Raw genomic sequence first — 19,774 nt, forward strand, 5'->3', positions numbered from 1 at the left:
TCAAGCGTCTCCCTGTTCAGCAAGCGGCTCTTTGGCGAGCAGTTCCTGGCGCAGGGCCTCGGGGGCCATGGGGAAACCGGCGGCCTTGCGTGAATCGTAATAGGCGTGTGCCACGTCGCGGGCCATGGTGCGCACGCGCAGGATGTAGCGCTGGCGCTCGGTGACGGAAATGGCGTGGCGTGCATCCAGCAGGTTGAAGGTATGGGACGCCTTGAGTACCTGTTCGTAGGCGGGCAGCGGCAGGCTGGCCTCGAGCAGCTTGGTGCACTCCCTTTCCTGATGGTCGAAGGCGGCGAACAGCGCGGGCACATCGGCCTGCTCGAAGTTGTAGGCCGACTGCTCCCGCTCGTTCTGCAGGTAGACGTCGCCGTAGGTGACCCGGGAGCCATCCGGTGCCACGGTCCAGACGAGGTCATAGACGCTGTCGACGTTCTGCAGGTACATGGCGATACGCTCGAGGCCATAGGTCAGCTCGCCGGTGACGGGGTAGCATTCGATGCCGCCGGCCTGCTGGAAATAGGTGAACTGGGTCACCTCCATGCCGTTGAGCCAGACCTCCCAGCCCAGCCCCCAGGCACCCAGGGTGGGCGACTCCCAGTTGTCCTCGACGAAGCGAATGTCATGTACCAAGGGGTCGATGCCCAGGCGCTGGAGGGAGCCCAGGAAGAGCGCCTGCAGGTCGGCGGGGGAGGGCTTCATGACGACCTGGAACTGGTAATAGTGCTGGAGCCGGTTGGGGTTCTCGCCGTAGCGACCGTCGGTGGGCCGGCGGGAGGGCTGCACGTAGGCGGCATTCCAGGTCTCGGGTCCGATGGAGCGCAGGAAGGTGGCGGGATGAAAGGTGCCTGCGCCGACCTCCATGTCCAGGGGCTGGAGCACCACGCAGCCCTGTTCGGCCCAGTACTGTTGCAGGGCCAGGATCAGGCCCTGGAAGGTCGTCGCGTCCGGCGTCGACCCCGGGGTCGAAGTCGACGATAGTGTCGAGAGTGTCATTGGGAAAGCACCGTTGGCCATGAATTCACGAGGCGTCAAGTATACAATCACAGGCACATCGGTTATAGGCGCAGTCAACGGCGCCGCAGCGAGGAACCCTAATGATCGTAGTGACAGGTGGTGCCGGCTTCATCGGTTCGAATCTCGTCAAGGCTCTCAACGAGCGTGGTCGCACGGACGTGCTGGTCGTCGACGACCTTCTCGACGGCACCAAGTTCGTCAATCTGGCCGACTGCACGCTCGGAGATTATCTGGACAAGGATGACTTTCGCGAGCGAGTCGAGGCGGTATTGCGTGGTGAGCCTTCGCGGTTGCCCCCCATCGAAGCCATCTTCCATGAGGGGGCCTGCTCGGACACCACCGAGTGGGATGGCCGCTTCATGCTCGACAACAACTTCGAGTATTCCAAGGTGCTGCTGCATTTCTGCCAGCTGCAGGGCATCCCCTTCATCTACGCCTCCTCGGCGGCGACCTACGGAGGCAGCCAGGTCTTTCGCGAGGAGCCCGAGTACGAGAAGCCGCTCAATGTCTATGGCTACTCCAAGCTGCTCTTCGACCAGTACGTGCGTGAGCACTGGGATGAGCTGACGAGCCAGGTGGTGGGGTTTCGCTACTTCAATGTCTATGGCCCGCGGGAACAGCACAAGGGCAAGATGGCCAGCGTCGCCTTCCACCACCACACCCAGATATCGGCGGGGCAGGACCTCAAGTTGTTCGGCGCCTGGGATGGCTACGAGGCCGGCATGCAGAGCCGTGACTTCGTCTATGTGGGCGACGTGGTGAACGTCAATCTGTGGTTCCTCGACAACCCCGGGAAGTCTGGAATCTTCAACCTGGGTTCGGGGCGTGCCGAGCCCTTCAAGGCGATCGGTGAAGCTGTCATCGACTTCCACCGCCAGGGCAGGATCGAGTACATCGATTTTCCCGACGAGCTCAAGGGCCGCTACCAGAGCTATACCCGGGCCGATATCTCACGGCTGCGGGAGGCGGGCTATGATGGCGAATTCCGCACCGTGGCCGAGGGGGTGGGGGAGTACCTGCGGTGGCTCGGCGGAGAGACTGGATGAGTGCAGTGCCTTCGTCGGGCGAGCGCATCCTGGTAGTTGGCCCATCCTGGGTCGGTGACATGGTGATGGCCCAGAGCCTGCTGAAGACACTCAGGCAGCGCCAGCCCGATTGCCATATCGGCGTCGTGGCGCCCGGCTGGTCGCAGCCGATCCTGGAACGCATGGAGGAAGTCGCCGAGGTGGCGACGCTGGACGTGACCCACGGCGAATTCGGCTGGGGCACCCGGCGGACGCTGGCGAAGCGGCTTACGGGTCGCTTCGACCGGGCGATCGTCCTGCCCCGCTCCTGGAAGTCGGCGCTGGTTCCCTTCCTGGCGCGCATACCCCGGCGCACCGGCTATACCGGTGAGCAACGCTTCGGGCTGCTCAATGAGCGGCGTACGCTGGACAAGACGGTGCTGGACCAGACCGTCAAGCGCTTCGTCGCGCTGGGCCTGCCAGCGGGTGCGGATCTGGAGGCCCTGTCGGTCCCTCGTCCGCGGCTGCGGGTCGATACGGAGAACCTGGCCGCCGTGCGCGACAGCCTGGGGCTTTCGTCACGACCGGCCATCGGCATGATGCCCGGTGCCGAATATGGCCCGGCCAAGCAGTGGCCGTTGGGTCACTTTCGTGAACTGGCCCAGCGCCTGGTGGCGGAAGGTTTCGAGGTGCGGGTGCTCGGCGGCCCCAAGGATGCCGAGGCCGGCGCGGTGATTGCAGAAGGGCGGGAGGGCGTGCACAACCTGTGCGGAAAGACACGGCTGGCCGACGCCGTGGACCTGCTGGCCGACTGCCGGCAGGTGGTCACCAACGACTCGGGGCTGATGCATGTGGCGGCCGCCGTGGGGACCCGCGTCCAGGCCCTGTATGGTTCGTCGTCGCCGCGCTACACGCCGCCCCTGACCGACAAGGCCACGATTCATACCCTGGCGCTGGAGTGCTCGCCCTGTTTCCAGCGTACCTGTCCGCTGGGCCATACCAACTGTCTGGTGCAGCTTTCGCCCCAGCGGGTCCTGCAAGCGGTACTGGCCTCGAGGGCAGAGCTCATCGGCCGTAGCTGAAGCGTATCACTGGACCGAGGCGGGCACCTCACCGGTAGCGTCCTCCGGCGTCTCCACCACCTGTTCCTGCGGTGTCGCTTCCGGCTCCTCGCGCTGCGGTGCGAGCCCCTCCCACAGGCGTTGCTGCAGGGCGTTCTCCTCGCGCAACCGCGTATTCACGAACTCCATGCCGTGCTCCTCGATCAGGGTGGGTTCATTGGACAGCAGCGACACGCCGAGGCCGGCCCGGTGCCAGTCGATGGTGAAGCCCATGGCGTCCAGTATGGTGGGGAAAACGTCCACCATGGACGCCTCCCGGGCCTGTCTGCCGACGGGGATGCCGGGGCCCAGCAGCATGAAGGTATTGTCGCGCTCGCTCTGGATCAGCTGCTCCCAGGCCGAGACCCGCATGGTCAGGTGGTCGCTGGCGATGACCACCAGGGTGTTGTCCAGCAACGCCTCGCTATCCAGGCGCTCGAGCAGGTCCCGGGCCAGCCAGGCCGAACACTCGACCGAATAAAGAATATCCTCGCCATCGAATTCGCCCTGGCGATCGATACAGCGCTGGGCAGGATAGCCACGAGGGGCATGGCCGGCCAACGTGAGGTTGACCAGCCCCCAGGGACCTTCCTCCTCGTTCAGGCGGCGAATTTCCTCGATGGTGAAGTCGTAGAGCGAGTCGTCATAGAGGCCCCAGTTGTTGAGGTAGTCGGGGTCGTCGAGGCGTAGCTGAAGGTCTTCGCGTCCCAGAATCGTGTCGAATCCGTGATCCCGGTAAAAGAGGCCCTTGCCGGCGAAGGCGGTGCTGGCGCCGCCCATGTAGGTGAGCCGATAGCCCTGTTCGGAGAGCAGGTCGCCCAGGCAGTCGATCCCGGGCACCACCGTTTCCAGCGGCGAGAACTGCCGGTCGTGGAGCAGGCCGGCGGGCATCAGTGGGGTACCGCACTGGCTGGCGATCATGCCCGCCATGGTCCAGCCGGTGTTGTCGAGCTGGTAGACACCCTCATAGACCAGGCCATTCTCGCCGATGGCATCCAGATCGGCATAGGCGTCGCCGAAGCGCTCGCGATCGGCATAGGTGCGCTCGATGCTTTCCAGGTAGATCAGCAGGAGATTGGGCGGGTCGTCCCGAGCGTCGAGGATCATCGGCTCCACGTACTGGCGGTCCAGCCAGGCACCGTCATCGGTAACGATCGCCGCGCCGCGCTGGGTCACCCCGTAGAGCAGGGGATTGCTGGCCAGCATAAGCAGGGCCAGGAAAAATTCCACGCGACGCCAGCGGTGGTCGTGGCGGAGGAGCCAGAGGAACGACACGAACAGTGCCGCCATGGAGAGCGTGTAGAAGAAGGCGGCCCCCACCCGGCTGACACCGCCATGGTCGGCCATGCCGGCCTGAAGGTGGAAGAAGACGGCGCTCAGGTCGACGTTACCGAAGCTTTCGGAAAGGTAGATATAGAGCCCCCACAGCGCGATGGGTATCAGTGCCCAGGACCAGACGCGGGGGGCAACGGGGCGCTGCGGGGAACGAGGCTGCCCCCAGCGAAGCGAGTAGCTCAGGGCCAGCCAGGTCGCCGCGACGAAGGGGAGCCCCCAGATCGGCAGTCGTGTCAGGGAGGTGACGGAATAACCCAGGCACAGGCCGATGATCAGCAGCGAACACCAGCGGGGGTAGTTCATGTCGCGAAACGAGAAGGAAAGAAGCATGGCACAGTGCGCAGGTGGTGAGTTCAGTTAGCAGCTTATCAAGTCGAGACCCGTTTGCACCAAAAGTCGTGGGCCGAACCCTTGCGAGTGGAAGGCGTCGTTTGCCGCCCCGGCGCCCGCACCCGTAAACTGTTGGCCCGCTCAGCTGACAAGGAAAGGCCCATGAGCCTGGCTGCCGTACTGATCGTCAAGAACGAGGAGGCGCACCTCCGAGCCTGCCTGGAGACGCTGAGCTGGGCGGACGAGATCGTGGTGGTGGATGCCGGCAGTGTGGATGCCACCCGCGACATCGCCAGGGCCTTCACCGATAAGGTTGTGGTCGAGGACGACTGGCAGGGCTTCGGCGTGCAGCGGCAGCGCGCCGAGGCGCTGGTGGAGAGTCACTGGATCCTGATGATCGATGCCGATGAACGGGTAACGCCCGAGCTGCGTGACAGCATCTCGGCCGCCGTGGCCCTGAACCAGCCGGCCATCTATACGCTGCCACGCCTCTCCTGGTGCTTCGGGGCCTTCATTCGCCACTCGGGCTGGTATCCGGATCGTGTGGCACGGCTCTATCCGCGCCAGCGTGCCGGGTACAACGCCTCCCTGGTGCACGAGAAGCTGGAAAATCCGGAGCGGCTGACGGTGAAACCGCTTCAGGGCGACCTGCTTCACTTCACCTACCGCGACCTGCGCCATTACCTGGAGAAGTCCGCCCACTATGCCCAGGCCTGGGCCGAGCAGCGTGCGGCGCGGGGCAAGCGGGGCAGCCTGGCGGCCGGCATCGGGCATGGCATCGGCTGCTTTCTGCGCATGTATCTGTTCAAGGCCGGCTTCCTGGACGGGCGGCAGGGCCTGCTGCTGGCGCTGCTCTCGGCCCACTCGACCTTCGCCAAGTATGCCGACCTCTGGGTCAGGACTCGGACGTCGCCTCCTCCCGACGACGCACCAGGTCGCTGATGGCACTGGCCGCCGCGTCCAGGTCGATCGTGGCCATGTCGGACTCGGCGGCACCCGTCGGGGGGCTGAAGGCGAGGCGCCGCGACTCGCTGTTGCAGGTCTGCCAGCGCAGCGGGGTGGCGGAGCGGCGGGCCGGATAGAAGCCCGCGGTGGGCCGGTCGAGACAGCCGGCAATATGCAGTGGACCGGTGGAGCCGGCGATGAACAGGTCGGCCGCCGCAAGAGCCATCGCGAAGTCGCCCAGCCCCTTCCGTGGCGGCAGCACGACCGCTTCGAGGCCATCGACCACCAGCCGGTCGCGCAGCTCACCGGCGGTGGCCTCTTCGCCGGGCCCCGCCGTCATGACCCAGATCGGCCTGTCTTCGCCTGCGCGCTCATCGATCAGGCGAGCCAGTTCGGCGTACTGCCCGGGTGTCAGGTTCACCGCCGAGCCGCCGCTGCCGGCATGCAGATAGACCCAGGGGCGTGACGTGGCGATGCCCAGCTCCTGGCCGAGGAAGGCCCTCTGGGCGGTGGCCGTGCCGGCGGGAAGCGGCCAGTAGGGTGGATCCGGGCGAGCGGCTGGCGCCATGCCCAGGGCGAGCAGCAACGCGTCGGCCAGCTCGATGTTGTAGACATACTCCGGCCGGGTGGAACGGGACCTGCGTTGGGTGACGCGATGGTTGTAGAATAGCTGCGCCCATTTGGTGGCAGGCGCCAGGCGTAGCGGAATGCCGGCACGCCAGCCCAGCCAGCCGATACGTGGCGTCGAATAGAGGGTCAAAAGGGCCGCAAAGCGACCCGCCCGAAGCCGCTCCAGCAGAGAACGCTGCGCATCGCGACCGGCGTCGACGCCCGGGTCCAGGATCACCTCGTCGACCCAGGGACACAGCCGGGCCAGAGGCGCCGTATAGGTGGGGACCAGGACGCTGACATGCAGGGTGGGCGCTGCGGCCTTGAGGCAGGCAAGCGCCGGCCAGGCCAGCATGAAGTCGCCGACCTTGTCGTTACGCACGACCAGTATACGGGTCGATTCGCGGGGATTGCCCCCGTTGGAAGAAGACGTCATCTGGGCTCCCGTGCCCCGGTGGCCGAAGAAGGAGACGACCTTGTCGCACAAGGTAATGCATATCTGCCTTTCGGATGGCTGGGGCGGACTGGAAATGTATCCTGGACGGATTATACCCGAGCTGAAGCGCCAGGGGTGGGAGCCCCATGGCCTCGCGCTTGCGGGCTCTGCGGTGGCTGCTAGCCTGGTCGAGGCGGGCATCGAACCGCTGACGGTACCCAGCCGGGGTCGGGCACTGCTGCAGGTCGGCCGGGTGCTTGCGTACCTGAAACGACAGGGTATCGACGTGCTGCACTGCCACAAGTCCAGCGATTTGCGCTTGGGGGCCTTGCTGGTGGCCTTGCGGCCAAGCCTCAAGCTGTTCTTCACCGACCACATGGGGGTCACGCGTGCCAAGAAGGACCTCTACCACCGCTGGGCCTATGGCAGGGTCACCCGGCTGTTTGCCATCAGCGAAGCGACGCGGGCGCGCAATGTCGCGGCCTTCCCCCTGCCGGCGGAGCGGATCAAGCGCCTCTATCTCGGGATCGACCCCGAGCCCTATCGCCCCCGACTGAGCGAGGCGGTGTGCGACGCCCTGCGCCGCGAACTCGGTGTGCCTGCCACGAGTGTGGCCATCGGCCTGCCCGGTCGGCTGACCGATGGCAAGGGCCAGGATCTCTGGATCGAGGCGCTGGGCCTGCTGCGCGAGCGCTATCCGGATCTGGCCTGGCATGGCGTCGTCATCGGTGGCCTCACCGCCGCCGAGGGCAGCGATGAAGCCTATGTATCGCGGCTGCAGGCTCAAGCCGCCTCGTTGGGCCTGGAAACGCGAATTCACTTTGCCGGCTTTCGCCGCGACCTGCCGCGGCTGTTCGAAGCGCTGGATATCGTCTGCGTGCCGTCACGCAACGAGGCCTTCGGTCTCACGGTCATCGAGGCCATGGCCGCCGGCAAGGCCGTGGTCGGTACCGATAGCGGCGCCATTCCGGAGTTGCTCGATAGTACATGCGGGCGTCTGGCGTCACCGCAAGCCCCCGGGGACTGGGCCGAAGCCATGGCAGAGCTGGGACGTGACCCGGAGCTGCGGCGTCAGCTGGGGCAGGCGGCACGCCAGCGCGTGCTGGCGGACTTTACCTTGGCGGCCCATGTGTCCAGCCTGGTCGGTGAATACGAAAATTCTCGGGGAGCTTGAGACGAGTGAGAGCCTGGACCGACAAGTGCGCCTACCTGAGCCGGCGCGGACGACGCTGGCTGGAGAGCACGGCGGTAGAGGAGGTGCGGCGTATCCTGGTGATCCGCCAGTGTGCCTTCGGCGACTACATGGCCGCGCGGCCCTTCCTGGTGGAGCTGCGGCGGCTGTTCCCCGAGGCCCACGTGACCCTGGCCACCGTCAGCCGCTACCGCTATGCCGTGCCCGAGGACCTGGTGGATGAGGTCTTCGTGCAGGAGACGGCGGGAAGCCTCACCGAGCAGTGGCGTTCGTTGCGGGCCCTCGAGCCCGTGGATATCCTCTTCGACCTGGCGGATACCTCGCGTTCGCGGGTGTTGACCCTGACGACTCCGGCCGGCATCAAGCTGGGATTTCCCTACCGTGGACTGATGAACTACCTGCTCTATGACGTGGGACTGCGGCGTTCGAACTATCACTACGAAGCCGAGGTGCTGCTGGACTTCCTCAAGGTCATGGGGCACAAGCCACGCTACCCGCTGGAGTTCGCCATGCCGCGTCATCGGCCGTCATCGGCAGAGGCCACGATCGTCTACTTTCCCTTTGCCTCGGCGGCGGGCAAGTCCCTCTCCCTGGACTCCTGGTGTCGCCTGATCGACCAGGCCGCCCGCGAGTTTCCGAGCTACCGCCACGTTCTGCTGGAAGGACACAGGGCCGAGGAGTCCGGCGACTTCCTGACCGACGTGGCGGCCAGGCACACCAACGTCGATATACAGGCCCGCCTGTCCCTGGAGGCGCTGGCCCCCTGGATGGCTGCGGTCTCGGTGCTGGTCTGCGGCGATACCGGGGTGCGCAACCTGGCCCTGGCCACCCACACCCCGACCCTGGGGATCTTCTTTCGCACCTTGCCCTATCGCTACTGGCCTCGCTACGAGGAGTGCCATGAGGCGGTGTTCCTGCGCAGTGGCGAAATGCCGGGCAAGACGGACATCCTGCTGGGCCTCGAGGAGCTGCTCCAGCGGGTCTATCCCGAGCGCGGTCAACCTCGCCAGGCGGTGGTGACGTCCGCATAACCCCGGCGAATCGTCGCACCGGCTTCGCCGGCACCGAACTTCGCCAGGGAGCGGTCCAGGCGTCGAAGGTTGGCCTCCTGCCAGTTGCCGGGCGTGCGCAACCGGCAGCGATCCAGATCGATCAGCCAGATACGCTCCTCGGCATCGACCAGCAGGTTGCGGGCATTGAGGTCGACATGATCGAGGCCGGTGTCATGAAAGCGACGAATGGTGCGGCCCACCGCCTCGAGGAGTGCGTCGCTGGCGCTGCCTTCGATGAGTCGATCGGCAAGGGAGCGGGCGCCGGTAATGCGCACCGTGATCAGTGCCGCTTCATAGGAGAGCCCGTGCCGGGTGACGGCGGCAGCCACCGGTCTGGGTACGGGCAGGCCCCGGGCGTAAAGCTCGGCGGTCAGGCGCAGTTCACGAAACGCTCGGGTTCGCTCCCGGCCGGTCCACAGGTAGCGTTGCCGGGCAAACCGCGCCATCACCCCGCCGCGGCGGTAGGGGCGCAGCACCCACTGGGCGCCGTCCGCGTCGAGGAACAGGCTGCTGCCGCGGCCGGGCGCTTCGCCCACCACACGGCCCGCTTCACGCCAATGGACCGGCGAGAATAGCTGCGGGGTAATTTGTGGCGTCAGGTTGGCGTCACATAGACTGTCCGCATCATATAGAATGAAAACCTTTCCCGTCCGACATGTTGCCAAGTGCATGAAGCATCCTCTGCCTGCCCAACCTCGCCATATCGCCGTGCTGCGCCTCTCCGCGCTTGGCGACGTGTGCAATCTGGTCCCCACCATCCGAGCGCTGCAGCGGCAGTGGCCCGACATTCGCATCACCTGGATCATCGGCAAGGCGGAACACAGTCTACTGGCCGGTCTCTCGGGGGTCGAGTTCGTCGTCTACGACAAGTCCAGCGGCCTTGCCGGGATGCGGCGCCTATGGCGCCAGCTCGGTGACACCCGCTTCGACGTGCTGCTGCACATGCAGCAGGCGCTGCGGGCCAGCGTACTCTCCCTGGGGCTGAAGGCCGACGTGCGGGTGGGATTCGACAAGGCGCGGGCCAAGGATGCCCAACACTGGTTCACCCATCGCCAGCTGGCGCCACATCCACAGGCCCATGTGCTGGAGTCGTTCATGGACTTCGCTCGCCTGCTGGGCGTCGAGGATCAGGGACTGGCGTGGGACCTGCCGGTGCCGGCCGAGGCCGAGGAGGAGGCCCGCAGGCTGACCGGTGGCCACCCCTACCTGCTGATGAGCCCCTGTGCCAACCCGCGGCTGCGCAACTTCCGCAACTGGTCTGCCGAAGGCTATGCGGCGGTCATCGAGCACGCCTGGGCACAGTTCGGCCTGAAAACGGTGCTGACCGGTGGAGGCAGCACCCAGGAGCGGGAAGTGGGCGAGCGCATTCGGGCATTGAGTCGACCGGAGGCGGTGATCGATGTCATCGGCGAAAGCTCGCTCAAGGGCCTGCTGGCCCTCATCGGCCGGGCGCGGGTGGTGATCGCCCCCGACTCCGGGCCGGTGCATATGGCCAACGCCATGGGTACCCCGGTCATCGGGCTGTATGCCACCACCAATCCCGACCGTGCGGCGCCCTACCTGTGGCGCGAGCATGTGGTCGATCGTTACCCCGAGGCGGTGCGCACCTACCTCCACAAGGAGCCCGAGGAGATCACCTGGGGTCAGCGCGTTCGTCATCCCGACGCCATGTCCCTGGTTCGTGTCGACGATGTCGTTCAACGGCTCGATGCATTGCTGACAGGGCCGAACGAGAGCAAGGAAATGGAGACACCCGATGAAGCTTGATCTGACCGCACTGGAGCAGGCACACGTGCTGGTGGTAGGCGATGTGATGCTCGACCGGTACTGGCACGGCGCCACCTCACGCATCTCGCCGGAGGCGCCGGTACCGGTGGTCCGGGTGGAGGAGAGCGAGGACCGCCCCGGTGGCGCGGCCAACGTGGCGCTCAATATCGCCTCCCTGGGGGCTCACGCGGCCCTGAGCGGCATGGTCGGTGACGATGACAATGCCCGGCGCCTCATCGCCCGCATGGAGGCCGCCGGGGTGGAGACCTACTTCGAGAGCAGCGCAGGCATCCCCACCATCACCAAGCTACGGGTCATGAGCCGCAACCAGCAGCTGATTCGTCTCGACTTCGAGGATGGCCTGGAAAATGTCGACACCTCCGGCCTGCTGGCCCGGGTCGAGCAGGGCCTGCCCGATAGCGACCTGGTGATCCTCTCCGACTATGGCAAGGGGACCCTCAATCAGGTGGAGGCGTTGATCCAGCGGGTGAAGGCTGCGGGGAAGCGCGTACTGGTCGATCCCAAGGGCAGCGATTTCCGCAAGTATCGGGGGGCCAGTGTGATCACGCCCAACCTGGCCGAGTTCGAGGGCGTGGTCGGTCACTGCCGCGACGACGCCGAGCTGGCTGCCCGGGGCGAGGCGCTGTGCGTGGAGCTCGAACTCGAGGCCCTGCTGATCACCCGCAGCGAGAAGGGCATGACGCTGATCCGGGCCGGGCACGAACCCCTGCATATTCCCACCCGGGCCCGCGAGGTCTACGACGTGACCGGTGCCGGCGACACCGTGATCGGCGTGCTGGGGCTGGCGCTGGCCGCCGGCCACGGTTTCCCCGAGGCCATGACCCTGGCCAACCTGGCCGCCGGCCTGGTGGTGGCCAAGCCGGGCACGGCGACGCTCTCCATCGCCGAGCTCTACACGGCCCTGCACGGCGACAAGCTGGCCGAGTTCGGTGTGATCGAGGAGCCCGCGTTGATCGAGGCGGTGCGGGCCGCCCAGGCCCGCGGCGAGCGGGTGGTGATGACCAACGGCTGCTTCGATATCCTGCATGCCGGCCATGTGGCCTACCTGGAGCATGCCCGCCGGCTCGGCGATCGACTGATCGTGGCGGTCAACGACGATGCCTCCATTGGTCGTCTCAAGGGCCCCAAGCGGCCCATCAACCCGCTGCTGCGGCGCATGCAGGTCCTGGCGGGGCTGGGGGCGGTGGATTGGGTGGTGCCCTTCGGGGAAGACACGCCACAGCGCTTGATCGAGGCGGTGCTTCCGGATGTGCTGGTCAAGGGCGGCGATTATCGCCCCGAGGAGATCGCCGGTGGCGATGCGGTCCGTGCCGCCGGCGGCGAGGTGATGGTGCTGGGCTTCGAGGACGGCGTATCGACCACGGCGATGATCTCGACGATCCTGGATCGCGAGAGCTGATGCAACGCCGAGGCCGACCCTGGGCACGCCACCTCTATTCGACGGCGCTCTATCTGCTCTCACCGCTGATATGGCAACGTGTCTGGCGTGAGCAAGCGCTCACAAACCCCCGGTGGGAACGGCTCGGCCTGCTGCCTGGCCGGCCTGCCGCGGAGCCTGGCATCTGGCTTCACTGTGCCTCGGTGGGGGAAGTCCTGGCGGCCAGGCCGCTGATCGAGGCCCTGCTGGCTCGCTACCCCGAGCACCGCCTGATCGTCACCACCATGACCGCGACCGGCGCCGAGCGTGTCCGCGCCTTGAGCCGGGCGCTGCGAGAGTCGGCGACCCTAGATGCGGCCGATGGCCCGCTCGAGCACCACTTCGTGCCACTGGACTTTCCCGGTGCGACCCGCCGCTTCATCGACCGGTTGAACCCGGCGCTGGCGATCTTCTTCGAGACCGAACTCTGGCCCAACCTGCTGGCGGCCTGCCACCAACGAGGAATACCGACGGCGGTGGTAAATGGGCGTCTCTCCCCCCGCGCCTACCGCGGCTATCGCCGGCTGCGTCCGCTGATGCAGGATGCCCTGAGCCACGTCGACTGGCTTGCCGCCAAGTCCGCTGCCGATGCCGAGCGCTTCCGGTCGCTGGGCATGGCAGCCGTGGCTATCGACGTGGTGGGCTCGCTGAAGTACGACCTGACACCCACCGCCGGGACCGAGGCGCTGAGCCGACAGCTAAGCCTCGGCCTGGGCTCGCGCCCGGTATGGGCCGCAGGCTCCACTCACCCGGGCGAGGAGGAGCTGCTGCTGCAGGCCCATGCCCGGCTCCGACAACATTACCCCTCTGCCCTGCTGATCCTGGTGCCCCGCCACCCCCAACGCTTCGATGCCGTGGCGGCCCTGTGCCAGGAGCGCGGCCTGGCCATGGCGCGCCGCTCCCGGGACGAACTGCCTGACGCCCGAACGGCGGTCTACCTGGGCGACACCATGGGGGAGCTGCTCTCCCTCTACGGCGCGGCGGACCTGGCCTTCGTCGGCGGCAGCCTGGTGCCGATCGGTGGACACAACCTGCTGGAGCCGGCGGCCATGGGGGTGCCGGTGCTCACGGGCCCCGAGCTCGCCAATTTCGAGGACGTGGCAGAGACACTGCGTGAAGCCGCCGCCCTGGTGGAAGTCCCCGACAGCGAGGCCCTGGCCGAGGCGCTGGTTGCCCTGTTCATCGATGAAGCCGAGCGCCACCGCCTGGCCGAGGCCGGCCAGGCGGTGATGGCGGAAAACCGGGGCGCCCTGGGGCGCACCATGTCCGGTTTGTCTGCGCTGCTGGGTGAGTGAATGCTTACTTCCATGGCCAGGATTCGCCTGCCTGAAAGCCAGCGGAATGATCCCGGTCTCCGGGCACCTCAGGCCGGCGTCAGCCGCTCCACGCCGGCGTCGCTGCCCAGCAGCAGCACGTCGGCCCCACGGGCGGCGAACAGGCCGTTGGTGACCACACCGACGATGGCATTGATCCTGGCCTCCATGGCCACCGGGTCGTCGATCATGAATTCGAAGCAGTCGAGAATCTGGTTGCCGTTGTCGGTGACCACCCCTTCGCGATAGACCGGATCGGCGCCCAGCTTGACCAGCTCGCGGGCGACATAGGAGCGCGCCATGGGGATCACCTCCACCGGCAGCGGGAAGTCGCCCAGCCGTGCCACGTGCTTCGAGGCATCGGCAATGCAGATGAACCGGTCGGCGCAGGCGGCGACGATCTTCTCGCGAGTGAGGGCCGCCCCGCCACCCTTGATCATGTGAAGGTGAGCGTTCACTTCGTCCGCACCGTCGATGTAATACGGCACGGTGCCGACGCTATTGAGTTCGAAGACCTCGATGCCATGACCGCGCAGGCGCTCGGCACTGGCCTCGGAGCTGGCCACCGCCCCCTTGAAGTCGTCGCGCAGCCGGGCCAGGCGATCGATGAACCGATTGGCGGTAGAGCCGGTGCCGATGCCGAGTATGGTATCGCGCTCGAGCCAGGGCTCGATCTCCTTGATGGCGGCTGCGGCTACTGCGTCCTTCAGTTCGTCCTGGGTCATGTGATGCTCGCTGTCTGTGATGAGTGGCGATTGCCGCGACATTATAGGCCAGTGGCCCTCTTCTGCCGATGGCAGCATCGCTCGGGACGGGTCCGTCGACAGGGCTGCGAGGAAGCGCCCTCCCCCGGCGTCCCTCGCTAAGGGTAACTCCGATTATCCTGGTCCTGCTGCCAGTGCGCTGGACGCCATGCCTGCGAGGATGCTACCAATAGGGGTTCTCTGCACTGCAGCACAGCCCTCCGCGTCACTCCTCTGGGATATCAGGATGCTAGAAGCCACCGTCAAGAAGATTCTCCAGGCCCGGGTCTATGAAGCCGCCCGGGAAACGCCGATTTCACCGGCTCCCTTCCTCTCGCGGCGCTTCAACAACACCATCCTGATCAAGCGGGAGGACCTGCAGCCGGTCTACTCCTTCAAGATCCGCGGCGCCTACAACAAGATGGCGCAGCTGACCGAGGAGCAGAAGGCCAAGGGGGTCATTGCGGCGTCGGCAGGCAACCATGCCCAGGGACTTGCCATGGCGGCGAAGCAGATGGGCGTGAAGGCGATCATCGTCATGCCGCGCATCACGCCGGAGATCAAGGTTCAGGCGGTACGCGCCCGGGGCGCCAAGGTCGTACTCAAGGGCGATGCCTTCTCGGCGGCGGCCGAGCATGCCCAGGAGCTGATCCGCGAGCATGGCTATACCTACATCCCCCCCTTCGACGATATCGATGTCGTCGCCGGCCAGGGCACCGTGGCCATGGAGATCCTGCACCAGCACAGTGGGCCGCTGGATGCCATCTTCGTGCCGGTGGGCGGCGGTGGCTTGATCGCCGGGGTAGCGGCCTATGTGAAGTACCTGCGACCCGATATCAAGGTGATCGGCGTGGAAGCCGAGGACAGCGCCTGTCTCAAGGCCGCCATGGAGGCCGGCGAACGGGTGGTGCTCGACCAGGTGGGCGTCTTCGCCGAAGGGGTCGCCGTGGCGCAGATCGGTGAGGTGCCCTTCTCCATCATGCGCGATCTGATCGACGGAGTGATCACCGTCACCGCCGACGAAATGTGCGCGGCGGTGAAGGACATCTTCGACGATACCCGCGCCGTTTCGGAAACCTCCGGTGCCCTCTCCCTGGCGGGCCTGAAGAAGTACATCCAGCAGACCGGCGTCGAAGGCCAGACCCTGCTGTGCATCAACTCCGGGGCCAATACCAATTTCGACCGCCTGCAGCACATTGCCGAACGCACCGAACTCGGCGAGCAGCGTGAAGCGATCCTGGCCGTGACCATTCCCGAAAGGCCCGGCAGTTTCAAGAAGTTCTGCAAGACCCTGGGACGTCGCATGGTGACCGAGTTCAACTATCGCTATGCCGACCCCGAGGCGGCTCACATCTTCGTCGGGGTCCAGGTCAAGCCGGGTGGCGAGGATCGCCAGGCGGTGATCGAGAAGCTGTGCGAGGCAGGCTACCCGGTGGAGGATCTCACCGACAACGAGCTGGCCAAACTGCATATTCGCCATCTGGGCGGCGGCCGGCCCAAGGAGCACTTCGAGGAGGAGGTCTATCGCTTCGAGTTCCCCGAGCGCCCCGGTGCCCTGATGAACTTCCTCACCCACCTGCCCCAGGACTGGAACATCTCGTTGTTCCACTACCGCAACCACGGTGCCGCCTATGGCCGGGTGCTGGTGGGCATGCAGGTGCCCAACGGAGACCGTTCCCATGTGGAGGAGTACTTCGACGAAATTGGCTATCGCTACTGGAAGGAGTCCGACAACCCGGCCTATCGTCTCTTCATGGCTTGACCAGCGATGCTGGTGTCACTTACCCAAGTTAGTGCTGACTTACAGCAAAGCCCCGAAATAGCGTGGGTTTCATTATGTAATCGTCGCCTGAACCGGTTGTATTGGCGGTGCCTCTGGGCCTATAGTCCCCCCTGTCGCGATAGGTTGCGGCGTCTTCCATGCGGTCAACTCAGGGGAGCAGGCAATGAAGCGAAAGCCCGATCTGGTCATGGCACTGGTGCTGGCCTTCGGCATTGGCGTGGTGGTGACTGGCTACGCCCAGGCGCTGACGGGAGGATGATTCGGCAGTCAGTGCCATGATCAGATGAAGCAGGATCAGAAGAACAACGTTCACGAACAAGCCGGCCGGTGCTCATGCAGCGGCCGGCTTTTTCATGGCAGGCTTTTCATGGGCGGTTTTCAGGGGATGGTATCAGCGGGGGCGGATGACCCGGCTGTCGGTGACGATGGCATCCAGCGGCACATCCCAGGGGGCTGCCGGTAAGCGCTCCACCCGCTGGCAGTCGTGGGCCAGGCCGATCAATCGCGGCCGAGGGCCACGGCGGCGGGTAAACGCCAGGCTGCGGTCGTAGAAGCCGCCACCCATGCCCATGCGCTGGCCCCGGTCGTCGAAGCCCACCAGCGGCAGCAGGATCAGATCCAGGGCCCAGGTCGGGAGGCGTCGTGCCCGGTGGGCGCCGTGCCGCGTCTCGGGTTCGGCGATGCCGAAGCGGTTGCGAACCATGGGCGTACCCCGGTGGTAGTGTACGAACCACAGGGTATTGTCCGACAGGGGCTTGAGTACCGGCAGGTAGGCCCGGGCCGAGCGGCTCGCCAGCCAGGAGAGCAGCGGTCGGGGATCGATTTCACCGTCGTTGGGCAGGTAGAGCGCCACGCGGCGGGCGCGCATCACGTCGGGAAGCTGGCGCAGGCGACGACAGAGCGCCTGGGCGGCGGCGTGCTGTTCACGCGGGCTGAGCGATCGGCGACGGCGCCGCAAGGCCTGGCGCAGCTGGCGCCGGGAGTCGGGCAGATCGGATGAGAAGGGATTGGACAGGTTGCTCATGATGCGATGGGGTTCCCCAGAGTGCCGCTGTCATTCTGGCCCTTGAACCCTTGGTTCAAGGTGGGTGGCCGCAGCCGAACCGTCAGGCTTTCCGTCGCACGGACATGCACACGGGTCCGGCTAGCAAATGGCCGCCCTGGGTATTGCGCATAGGCTCGAGGGACTATAACGACTGGCCAACACCCCAGGGAACACCTTCATCCTATCAGAGCTGGCCAGTCCGTCCAACGTCATTCGGCGGGGATCCGATCGGGGGGCAACGTATTCGCCAGGGCGCGCTCCAGTTGTTCGCTGAGTCGGTTGAGGTCCTGTTCGCCGCTGCGACGCTCTTCCAGCAGCTCCAGCAGCTCGTGGGCAATATTGAGTGCCGCCATCAGGGCGACGCGTTCGCTACCCAACAGGGTATTCTGGGAATGGATGCCAAGCATGGCTCGGTCCAGGTAGCGCGCGGCACGGTCCAGCTTGTGCTCTTCGCCCGGATTGCAGGCGAACACATAGTGGCGGCCCAGCAGGGTGATCTCGGCGGTTGGCCGAGAGGCGTCATCGCTCATGGAGGGCTCCGGTGTCGGCTTGTCAGCCCGATGCGTTAACATCCTATCAATCAAGACGTGGCATCCGGACACTATAAGAGAGGCTCTCACGGGCGGTCAACGCGCGGTGGGATTGTCCGGATGCCCCACTTCACAGCCTGTCATACGGAAGTTGTCATGTCATCGATCGACGAACGCCCCGATTTTTCCACCATCGCCGACCTGTTCCTGCTGCACGGCAGCATGCAGTCGCCCGCTTTTCTCGACGGCAGGCTCTGCGCCTCGCTGGCCCTGCACGAGCTGAGCGCCAGCGGCTGGCTGGAGGAGGTCTGCCTGGGGCTGGGGGTGGAACAGCCCCGGGACCGTGAAAGCGGCGAGGCCCTGCTGGAGTGGCGGCGACTCACCCTGGAGACGCTGGCGGACAGCTCGCTGAATTACGAGCCGCTGCTGCCCGATGAACTCTACTCCCTGGCCGAGCGCGCCCAGGGGCTGCGTGAATGGACGCTGGGGTTTCTCGAGGTGATCGAGGATGCCGGCTCCGAGGCCCGCGAAGGCTGGTCGGCGCCACTGCGCGAAGCCGTCGACGACCTGGCGGCACTGGCCGCCATGGAGACCGATATCGATGACAGCGCCGAGAACGAGAACGACCTCTTCGCGCTGACCGAACACGCCCGCATGGCCGCCATGCTGCTCTATACCGAACAGCGGCCGGGGCAGCCGCAGGTGGAAGCGGGTGAGCCCACCCAGCACTGACCGCCCGAGTCCCAGGAGTCTCCCTACCGATGCCAGGAGCCGACATGCTGCCAGACCCCCTGCCCCGCCCCGCGACCATCTCCAACGACGAGTATCGCGCCCGCCGCGCATCGCTGATGGCGCAGCTGCCCGCCGACAGTGCCGTGCTGCTGATGGGGGCCTCCCTCGTCACCCGCTCGCGGGATAGCGACTATCCGTTTCGCCAGAACAGCGATTTCCATTACCTGACGGGATTTCCCGAACCCGACGCGCTGCTGCTGCTGCTGCCGGGGCGCAGTGATGGCGAGAGCGTCCTGTTCTGCCAGGACCGTGACCCGACACTGGAGGCCTGGACCGGTATCCGGCTGGGGGCGGAAGGCGCAGTACGCGAGCACGGGGTCGACCAGGCCTTCGAGAATGCCGAGCGCGACGACCTGCTGGCGGCACTGCTCGATGGACGCACCACGCTCTACCTGATGCTGGCGGACCCTGAAGCCATGGCGCTGGCCGACGAGGTGCGCGGCCAGTTGACCGCGCGGGTACGCCAGGGTGCGCGGCCGGCCGATGCCTTTGCCGACCTGGCCCCCCTGCTGCACGAGGCGCGGCTGATCAAGAGCCAGGGCGAGCTGGCGCTGATGCGACATGCGGCGGAAATATCGGCGCGGGGCCATGTGCGCGCCATGCGCGCGGCTCGGCCTGGCCTGGCCGAGTACCATCTCCAGGCCGAGCTGGAGCACGAGTTTCGCTGGCAAGGTGCCAGCGGCCCGGCCTACGCCACCATCGTGGGTGGCGGTGCCAGCGCCTGTGTGCTGCACTACATCGAGAATAACCAGCCGTTACGTGATGGCGAACTGGTATTGATCGACGCCGGCGCCGAGCTGGACCTCTATGCCGGGGACATCACGCGCACCTTCCCCGTTGGTGGACGGTTCAGCGAGGCCCAGCGCGCCCTCTACGAGGTGGTGCTCGAGGCCCAGGAGCGTGCCGTGGCGGCTATCCAGCCAGGGGTTACCCTGATCGAGATCCACGAGGGTGTGGTGCATGACCTCACGGCGGGCCTGATTCGCCTGGGTCTGCTGCAGGGCGAGGTATCGGCGCGAGTCGAGGACGCGAGCTTCAAGCGCTTCTACCTGCACTCCACGTCCCACTGGCTGGGGCTCGACGTGCACGATGTGGGCGCCTATCGCCACAACGGCTCGCCGCGTCCCCTGGTGCCGGGGATGGTGCTGACCGTCGAGCCCGGGCTCTATGTTCCTGCCGATGACGATATCCCGGCCGACTTCCGCGGTATCGGTATCCGTATCGAGGATGACGTGGCCGTGACCGATGCCGGCCATGAGGTGCTGACGGCCGGCGTCCCCAAGGGAGTGCGCGAAATCGAGTCCCTGATGGTGAATAAGTGACCACCGGGAACGGAGGACGATATG

At 66.1% G+C, this 19,774-nt stretch carries 18 protein-coding genes and 1 other RNA gene; 11 read left to right on the forward strand and 8 right to left on the reverse strand.

The genetic code is table 11. The features are described 5' to 3' along the window. Positions 1-993 (reverse strand): glycine--tRNA ligase subunit alpha, encoded by a 993-nt coding sequence (gene glyQ / locus LY622_RS01745; RefSeq protein WP_234289305.1) that lies wholly within the window; start codon positions 991-993, stop codon positions 1-3. 101 nt (positions 994-1,094) lie between these two features. Between glyQ and rfaD the strand changes: the two genes are divergently transcribed. Continuing rightward, the gene (rfaD, locus tag LY622_RS01750; RefSeq protein ID WP_234289306.1) at positions 1,095-2,060 is read left to right on the forward strand and encodes an ADP-glyceromanno-heptose 6-epimerase; all 966 of its coding nucleotides are present in this window, start codon (positions 1,095-1,097) and stop codon (positions 2,058-2,060) included. Further along, the gene (gene waaF, locus LY622_RS01755; RefSeq protein WP_255761775.1) at positions 2,057-3,100 is read left to right on the forward strand and encodes a lipopolysaccharide heptosyltransferase II; all 1,044 of its coding nucleotides are present in this window, start codon (positions 2,057-2,059) and stop codon (positions 3,098-3,100) included. Before rfaD ends, waaF begins: the two co-directional genes overlap by 4 nt. 6 nt (positions 3,101-3,106) lie before the next feature. On the opposite strand, the gene LY622_RS01760 is transcribed toward waaF, so the two are convergent. After that, a complete protein-coding gene (locus LY622_RS01760; protein WP_234289307.1) occupies positions 3,107-4,783 on the reverse strand; it encodes a sulfatase-like hydrolase/transferase in 1,677 nt (558 codons plus the stop codon). A 162-nt stretch (positions 4,784-4,945) separates the two neighbouring features. Between LY622_RS01760 and LY622_RS01765 the strand changes: the two genes are divergently transcribed. Beyond that, a complete protein-coding gene (locus LY622_RS01765; protein WP_234289308.1) occupies positions 4,946-5,725 on the forward strand; it encodes a glycosyltransferase family 2 protein in 780 nt (259 codons plus the stop codon). On the opposite strand, the gene LY622_RS01770 is transcribed toward LY622_RS01765, so the two are convergent. After that, on the reverse strand, positions 5,679-6,773 hold the full coding sequence (locus LY622_RS01770) for a glycosyltransferase family 9 protein (RefSeq protein ID WP_234289309.1): 1,095 nt from the start codon (positions 6,771-6,773) through the stop codon (positions 5,679-5,681). The two genes, LY622_RS01765 and LY622_RS01770, sit on opposite strands and share 47 nt — an antisense overlap. 40 nt (positions 6,774-6,813) lie before the next feature. Here LY622_RS01770 and LY622_RS01775 point away from each other — a divergent pair, with 40 nt between their 5' ends. Continuing rightward, positions 6,814-7,947 (forward strand): glycosyltransferase family 4 protein, encoded by a 1,134-nt coding sequence (locus tag LY622_RS01775; protein WP_234289310.1) that lies wholly within the window; start codon positions 6,814-6,816, stop codon positions 7,945-7,947. Between the two features lie 5 nt (positions 7,948-7,952). Further along, entirely contained in the window at positions 7,953-8,996 is a 1,044-nt protein-coding gene (locus LY622_RS01780; protein WP_234289311.1) for a glycosyltransferase family 9 protein, read from the forward strand. On the opposite strand, the gene LY622_RS01785 is transcribed toward LY622_RS01780, so the two are convergent. Further along, the gene (locus tag LY622_RS01785; protein WP_234289312.1) at positions 8,963-9,688 is read right to left on the reverse strand and encodes a 3-deoxy-D-manno-octulosonic acid kinase; all 726 of its coding nucleotides are present in this window, start codon (positions 9,686-9,688) and stop codon (positions 8,963-8,965) included. The genes LY622_RS01780 and LY622_RS01785 overlap by 34 nt on opposite strands. Between LY622_RS01785 and LY622_RS01790 the strand changes: the two genes are divergently transcribed. The 3 genes from LY622_RS01790 to waaA are packed head-to-tail and all read left to right on the forward strand — an operon-like array spanning position 9,687 to position 13,517. Further along, the gene (locus tag LY622_RS01790; protein WP_234289313.1) at positions 9,687-10,784 is read left to right on the forward strand and encodes a glycosyltransferase family 9 protein; all 1,098 of its coding nucleotides are present in this window, start codon (positions 9,687-9,689) and stop codon (positions 10,782-10,784) included. The two genes, LY622_RS01785 and LY622_RS01790, sit on opposite strands and share 2 nt — an antisense overlap. After that, positions 10,774-12,204 (forward strand): bifunctional D-glycero-beta-D-manno-heptose-7-phosphate kinase/D-glycero-beta-D-manno-heptose 1-phosphate adenylyltransferase HldE, encoded by a 1,431-nt coding sequence (gene hldE, locus LY622_RS01795; protein WP_234289314.1) that lies wholly within the window; start codon positions 10,774-10,776, stop codon positions 12,202-12,204. The genes LY622_RS01790 and hldE overlap by 11 nt, the downstream gene beginning before the upstream one ends. After that, positions 12,204-13,517, forward strand: a complete 1,314-nt coding sequence (gene waaA / locus LY622_RS01800; protein WP_234289315.1) for a lipid IV(A) 3-deoxy-D-manno-octulosonic acid transferase — start codon at positions 12,204-12,206, stop codon at positions 13,515-13,517. The genes hldE and waaA overlap by 1 nt, the downstream gene beginning before the upstream one ends. Before the next feature lie 68 nt (positions 13,518-13,585). Here the strand turns inward: waaA and rpiA are convergent, their stop codons facing one another. After that, a complete protein-coding gene (gene rpiA, locus LY622_RS01805) occupies positions 13,586-14,260 on the reverse strand; it encodes a ribose-5-phosphate isomerase RpiA (RefSeq protein ID WP_234289316.1) in 675 nt (224 codons plus the stop codon). Between the two features lie 265 nt (positions 14,261-14,525). On the opposite strand from rpiA, the gene ilvA reads away from it, so the two are divergent. After that, positions 14,526-16,040 (forward strand): threonine ammonia-lyase, biosynthetic, encoded by a 1,515-nt coding sequence (gene ilvA / locus LY622_RS01810; RefSeq protein WP_234289317.1) that lies wholly within the window; start codon positions 14,526-14,528, stop codon positions 16,038-16,040. 412 nt (positions 16,041-16,452) lie between these two features. Here ilvA and LY622_RS01815 read toward each other — a convergent pair whose 3' ends face one another. The 3 genes from LY622_RS01815 to LY622_RS01825 all read right to left on the reverse strand — a co-directional run bounded on the left by LY622_RS01815 (position 16,453) and on the right by LY622_RS01825 (position 17,636). Next, entirely contained in the window at positions 16,453-17,085 is a 633-nt protein-coding gene (locus tag LY622_RS01815) for a 5-formyltetrahydrofolate cyclo-ligase (RefSeq protein WP_234289318.1), read from the reverse strand. A gap of 9 nt (positions 17,086-17,094) precedes the next feature. After that, positions 17,095-17,279: non-coding RNA, 6S RNA (gene ssrS / locus LY622_RS01820), on the reverse strand. A gap of 36 nt (positions 17,280-17,315) precedes the next feature. Next, entirely contained in the window at positions 17,316-17,636 is a 321-nt protein-coding gene (locus LY622_RS01825) for a cell division protein ZapA (RefSeq protein WP_234289319.1), read from the reverse strand. Positions 17,637-17,792: 156 nt separating this feature from the next. Between LY622_RS01825 and LY622_RS01830 the strand changes: the two genes are divergently transcribed. Both LY622_RS01830 and pepP read left to right on the forward strand, forming a co-directional pair. Beyond that, a complete protein-coding gene (locus LY622_RS01830) occupies positions 17,793-18,368 on the forward strand; it encodes a UPF0149 family protein (RefSeq protein WP_234289320.1) in 576 nt (191 codons plus the stop codon). Between the two features lie 44 nt (positions 18,369-18,412). Next, positions 18,413-19,750, forward strand: a complete 1,338-nt coding sequence (gene pepP, locus LY622_RS01835) for a Xaa-Pro aminopeptidase (RefSeq protein ID WP_234289321.1) — start codon at positions 18,413-18,415, stop codon at positions 19,748-19,750. Positions 19,751-19,774 lie beyond the last annotated feature (24 nt).

The sequence above is a fragment of the Halomonas alkalisoli genome, assembly GCF_021412585.1.
In the GTDB taxonomy this organism is placed as follows: Bacteria; Pseudomonadota; Gammaproteobacteria; order Pseudomonadales; family Halomonadaceae; genus Halomonas; species Halomonas alkalisoli.

Coding starts and splice junctions, on each gene's coding strand:
- ilvA (WP_234289317.1), top strand. CDS start 14,526: ATGCTAGAAGCCACCGTCAAGAAGATTCTCCAGGCCCGGGTCTATGAA.
- LY622_RS01790 (WP_234289313.1), top strand. CDS start 9,687: ATGAAGCATCCTCTGCCTGCCCAACCTCGCCATATCGCCGTGCTGCGC.
- rfaD (WP_234289306.1), top strand. CDS start 1,095: ATGATCGTAGTGACAGGTGGTGCCGGCTTCATCGGTTCGAATCTCGTC.
- waaA (WP_234289315.1), top strand. CDS start 12,204: ATGCAACGCCGAGGCCGACCCTGGGCACGCCACCTCTATTCGACGGCG.
- LY622_RS01770 (WP_234289309.1), bottom strand. CDS start 6,773: ATGACGTCTTCTTCCAACGGGGGCAATCCCCGCGAATCGACCCGTATA.
- pepP (WP_234289321.1), top strand. CDS start 18,413: ATGCTGCCAGACCCCCTGCCCCGCCCCGCGACCATCTCCAACGACGAG.
- LY622_RS01825 (WP_234289319.1), bottom strand. CDS start 17,636: ATGAGCGATGACGCCTCTCGGCCAACCGCCGAGATCACCCTGCTGGGC.
- LY622_RS01815 (WP_234289318.1), bottom strand. CDS start 17,085: ATGAGCAACCTGTCCAATCCCTTCTCATCCGATCTGCCCGACTCCCGG.
- LY622_RS01830 (WP_234289320.1), top strand. CDS start 17,793: ATGTCATCGATCGACGAACGCCCCGATTTTTCCACCATCGCCGACCTG.
- LY622_RS01785 (WP_234289312.1), bottom strand. CDS start 9,688: ATGCACTTGGCAACATGTCGGACGGGAAAGGTTTTCATTCTATATGAT.
- waaF (WP_255761775.1), top strand. CDS start 2,057: ATGAGTGCAGTGCCTTCGTCGGGCGAGCGCATCCTGGTAGTTGGCCCA.
- rpiA (WP_234289316.1), bottom strand. CDS start 14,260: ATGACCCAGGACGAACTGAAGGACGCAGTAGCCGCAGCCGCCATCAAG.
- LY622_RS01760 (WP_234289307.1), bottom strand. CDS start 4,783: ATGCTTCTTTCCTTCTCGTTTCGCGACATGAACTACCCCCGCTGGTGT.
- LY622_RS01765 (WP_234289308.1), top strand. CDS start 4,946: ATGAGCCTGGCTGCCGTACTGATCGTCAAGAACGAGGAGGCGCACCTC.
- hldE (WP_234289314.1), top strand. CDS start 10,774: ATGAAGCTTGATCTGACCGCACTGGAGCAGGCACACGTGCTGGTGGTA.
- glyQ (WP_234289305.1), bottom strand. CDS start 993: ATGACACTCTCGACACTATCGTCGACTTCGACCCCGGGGTCGACGCCG.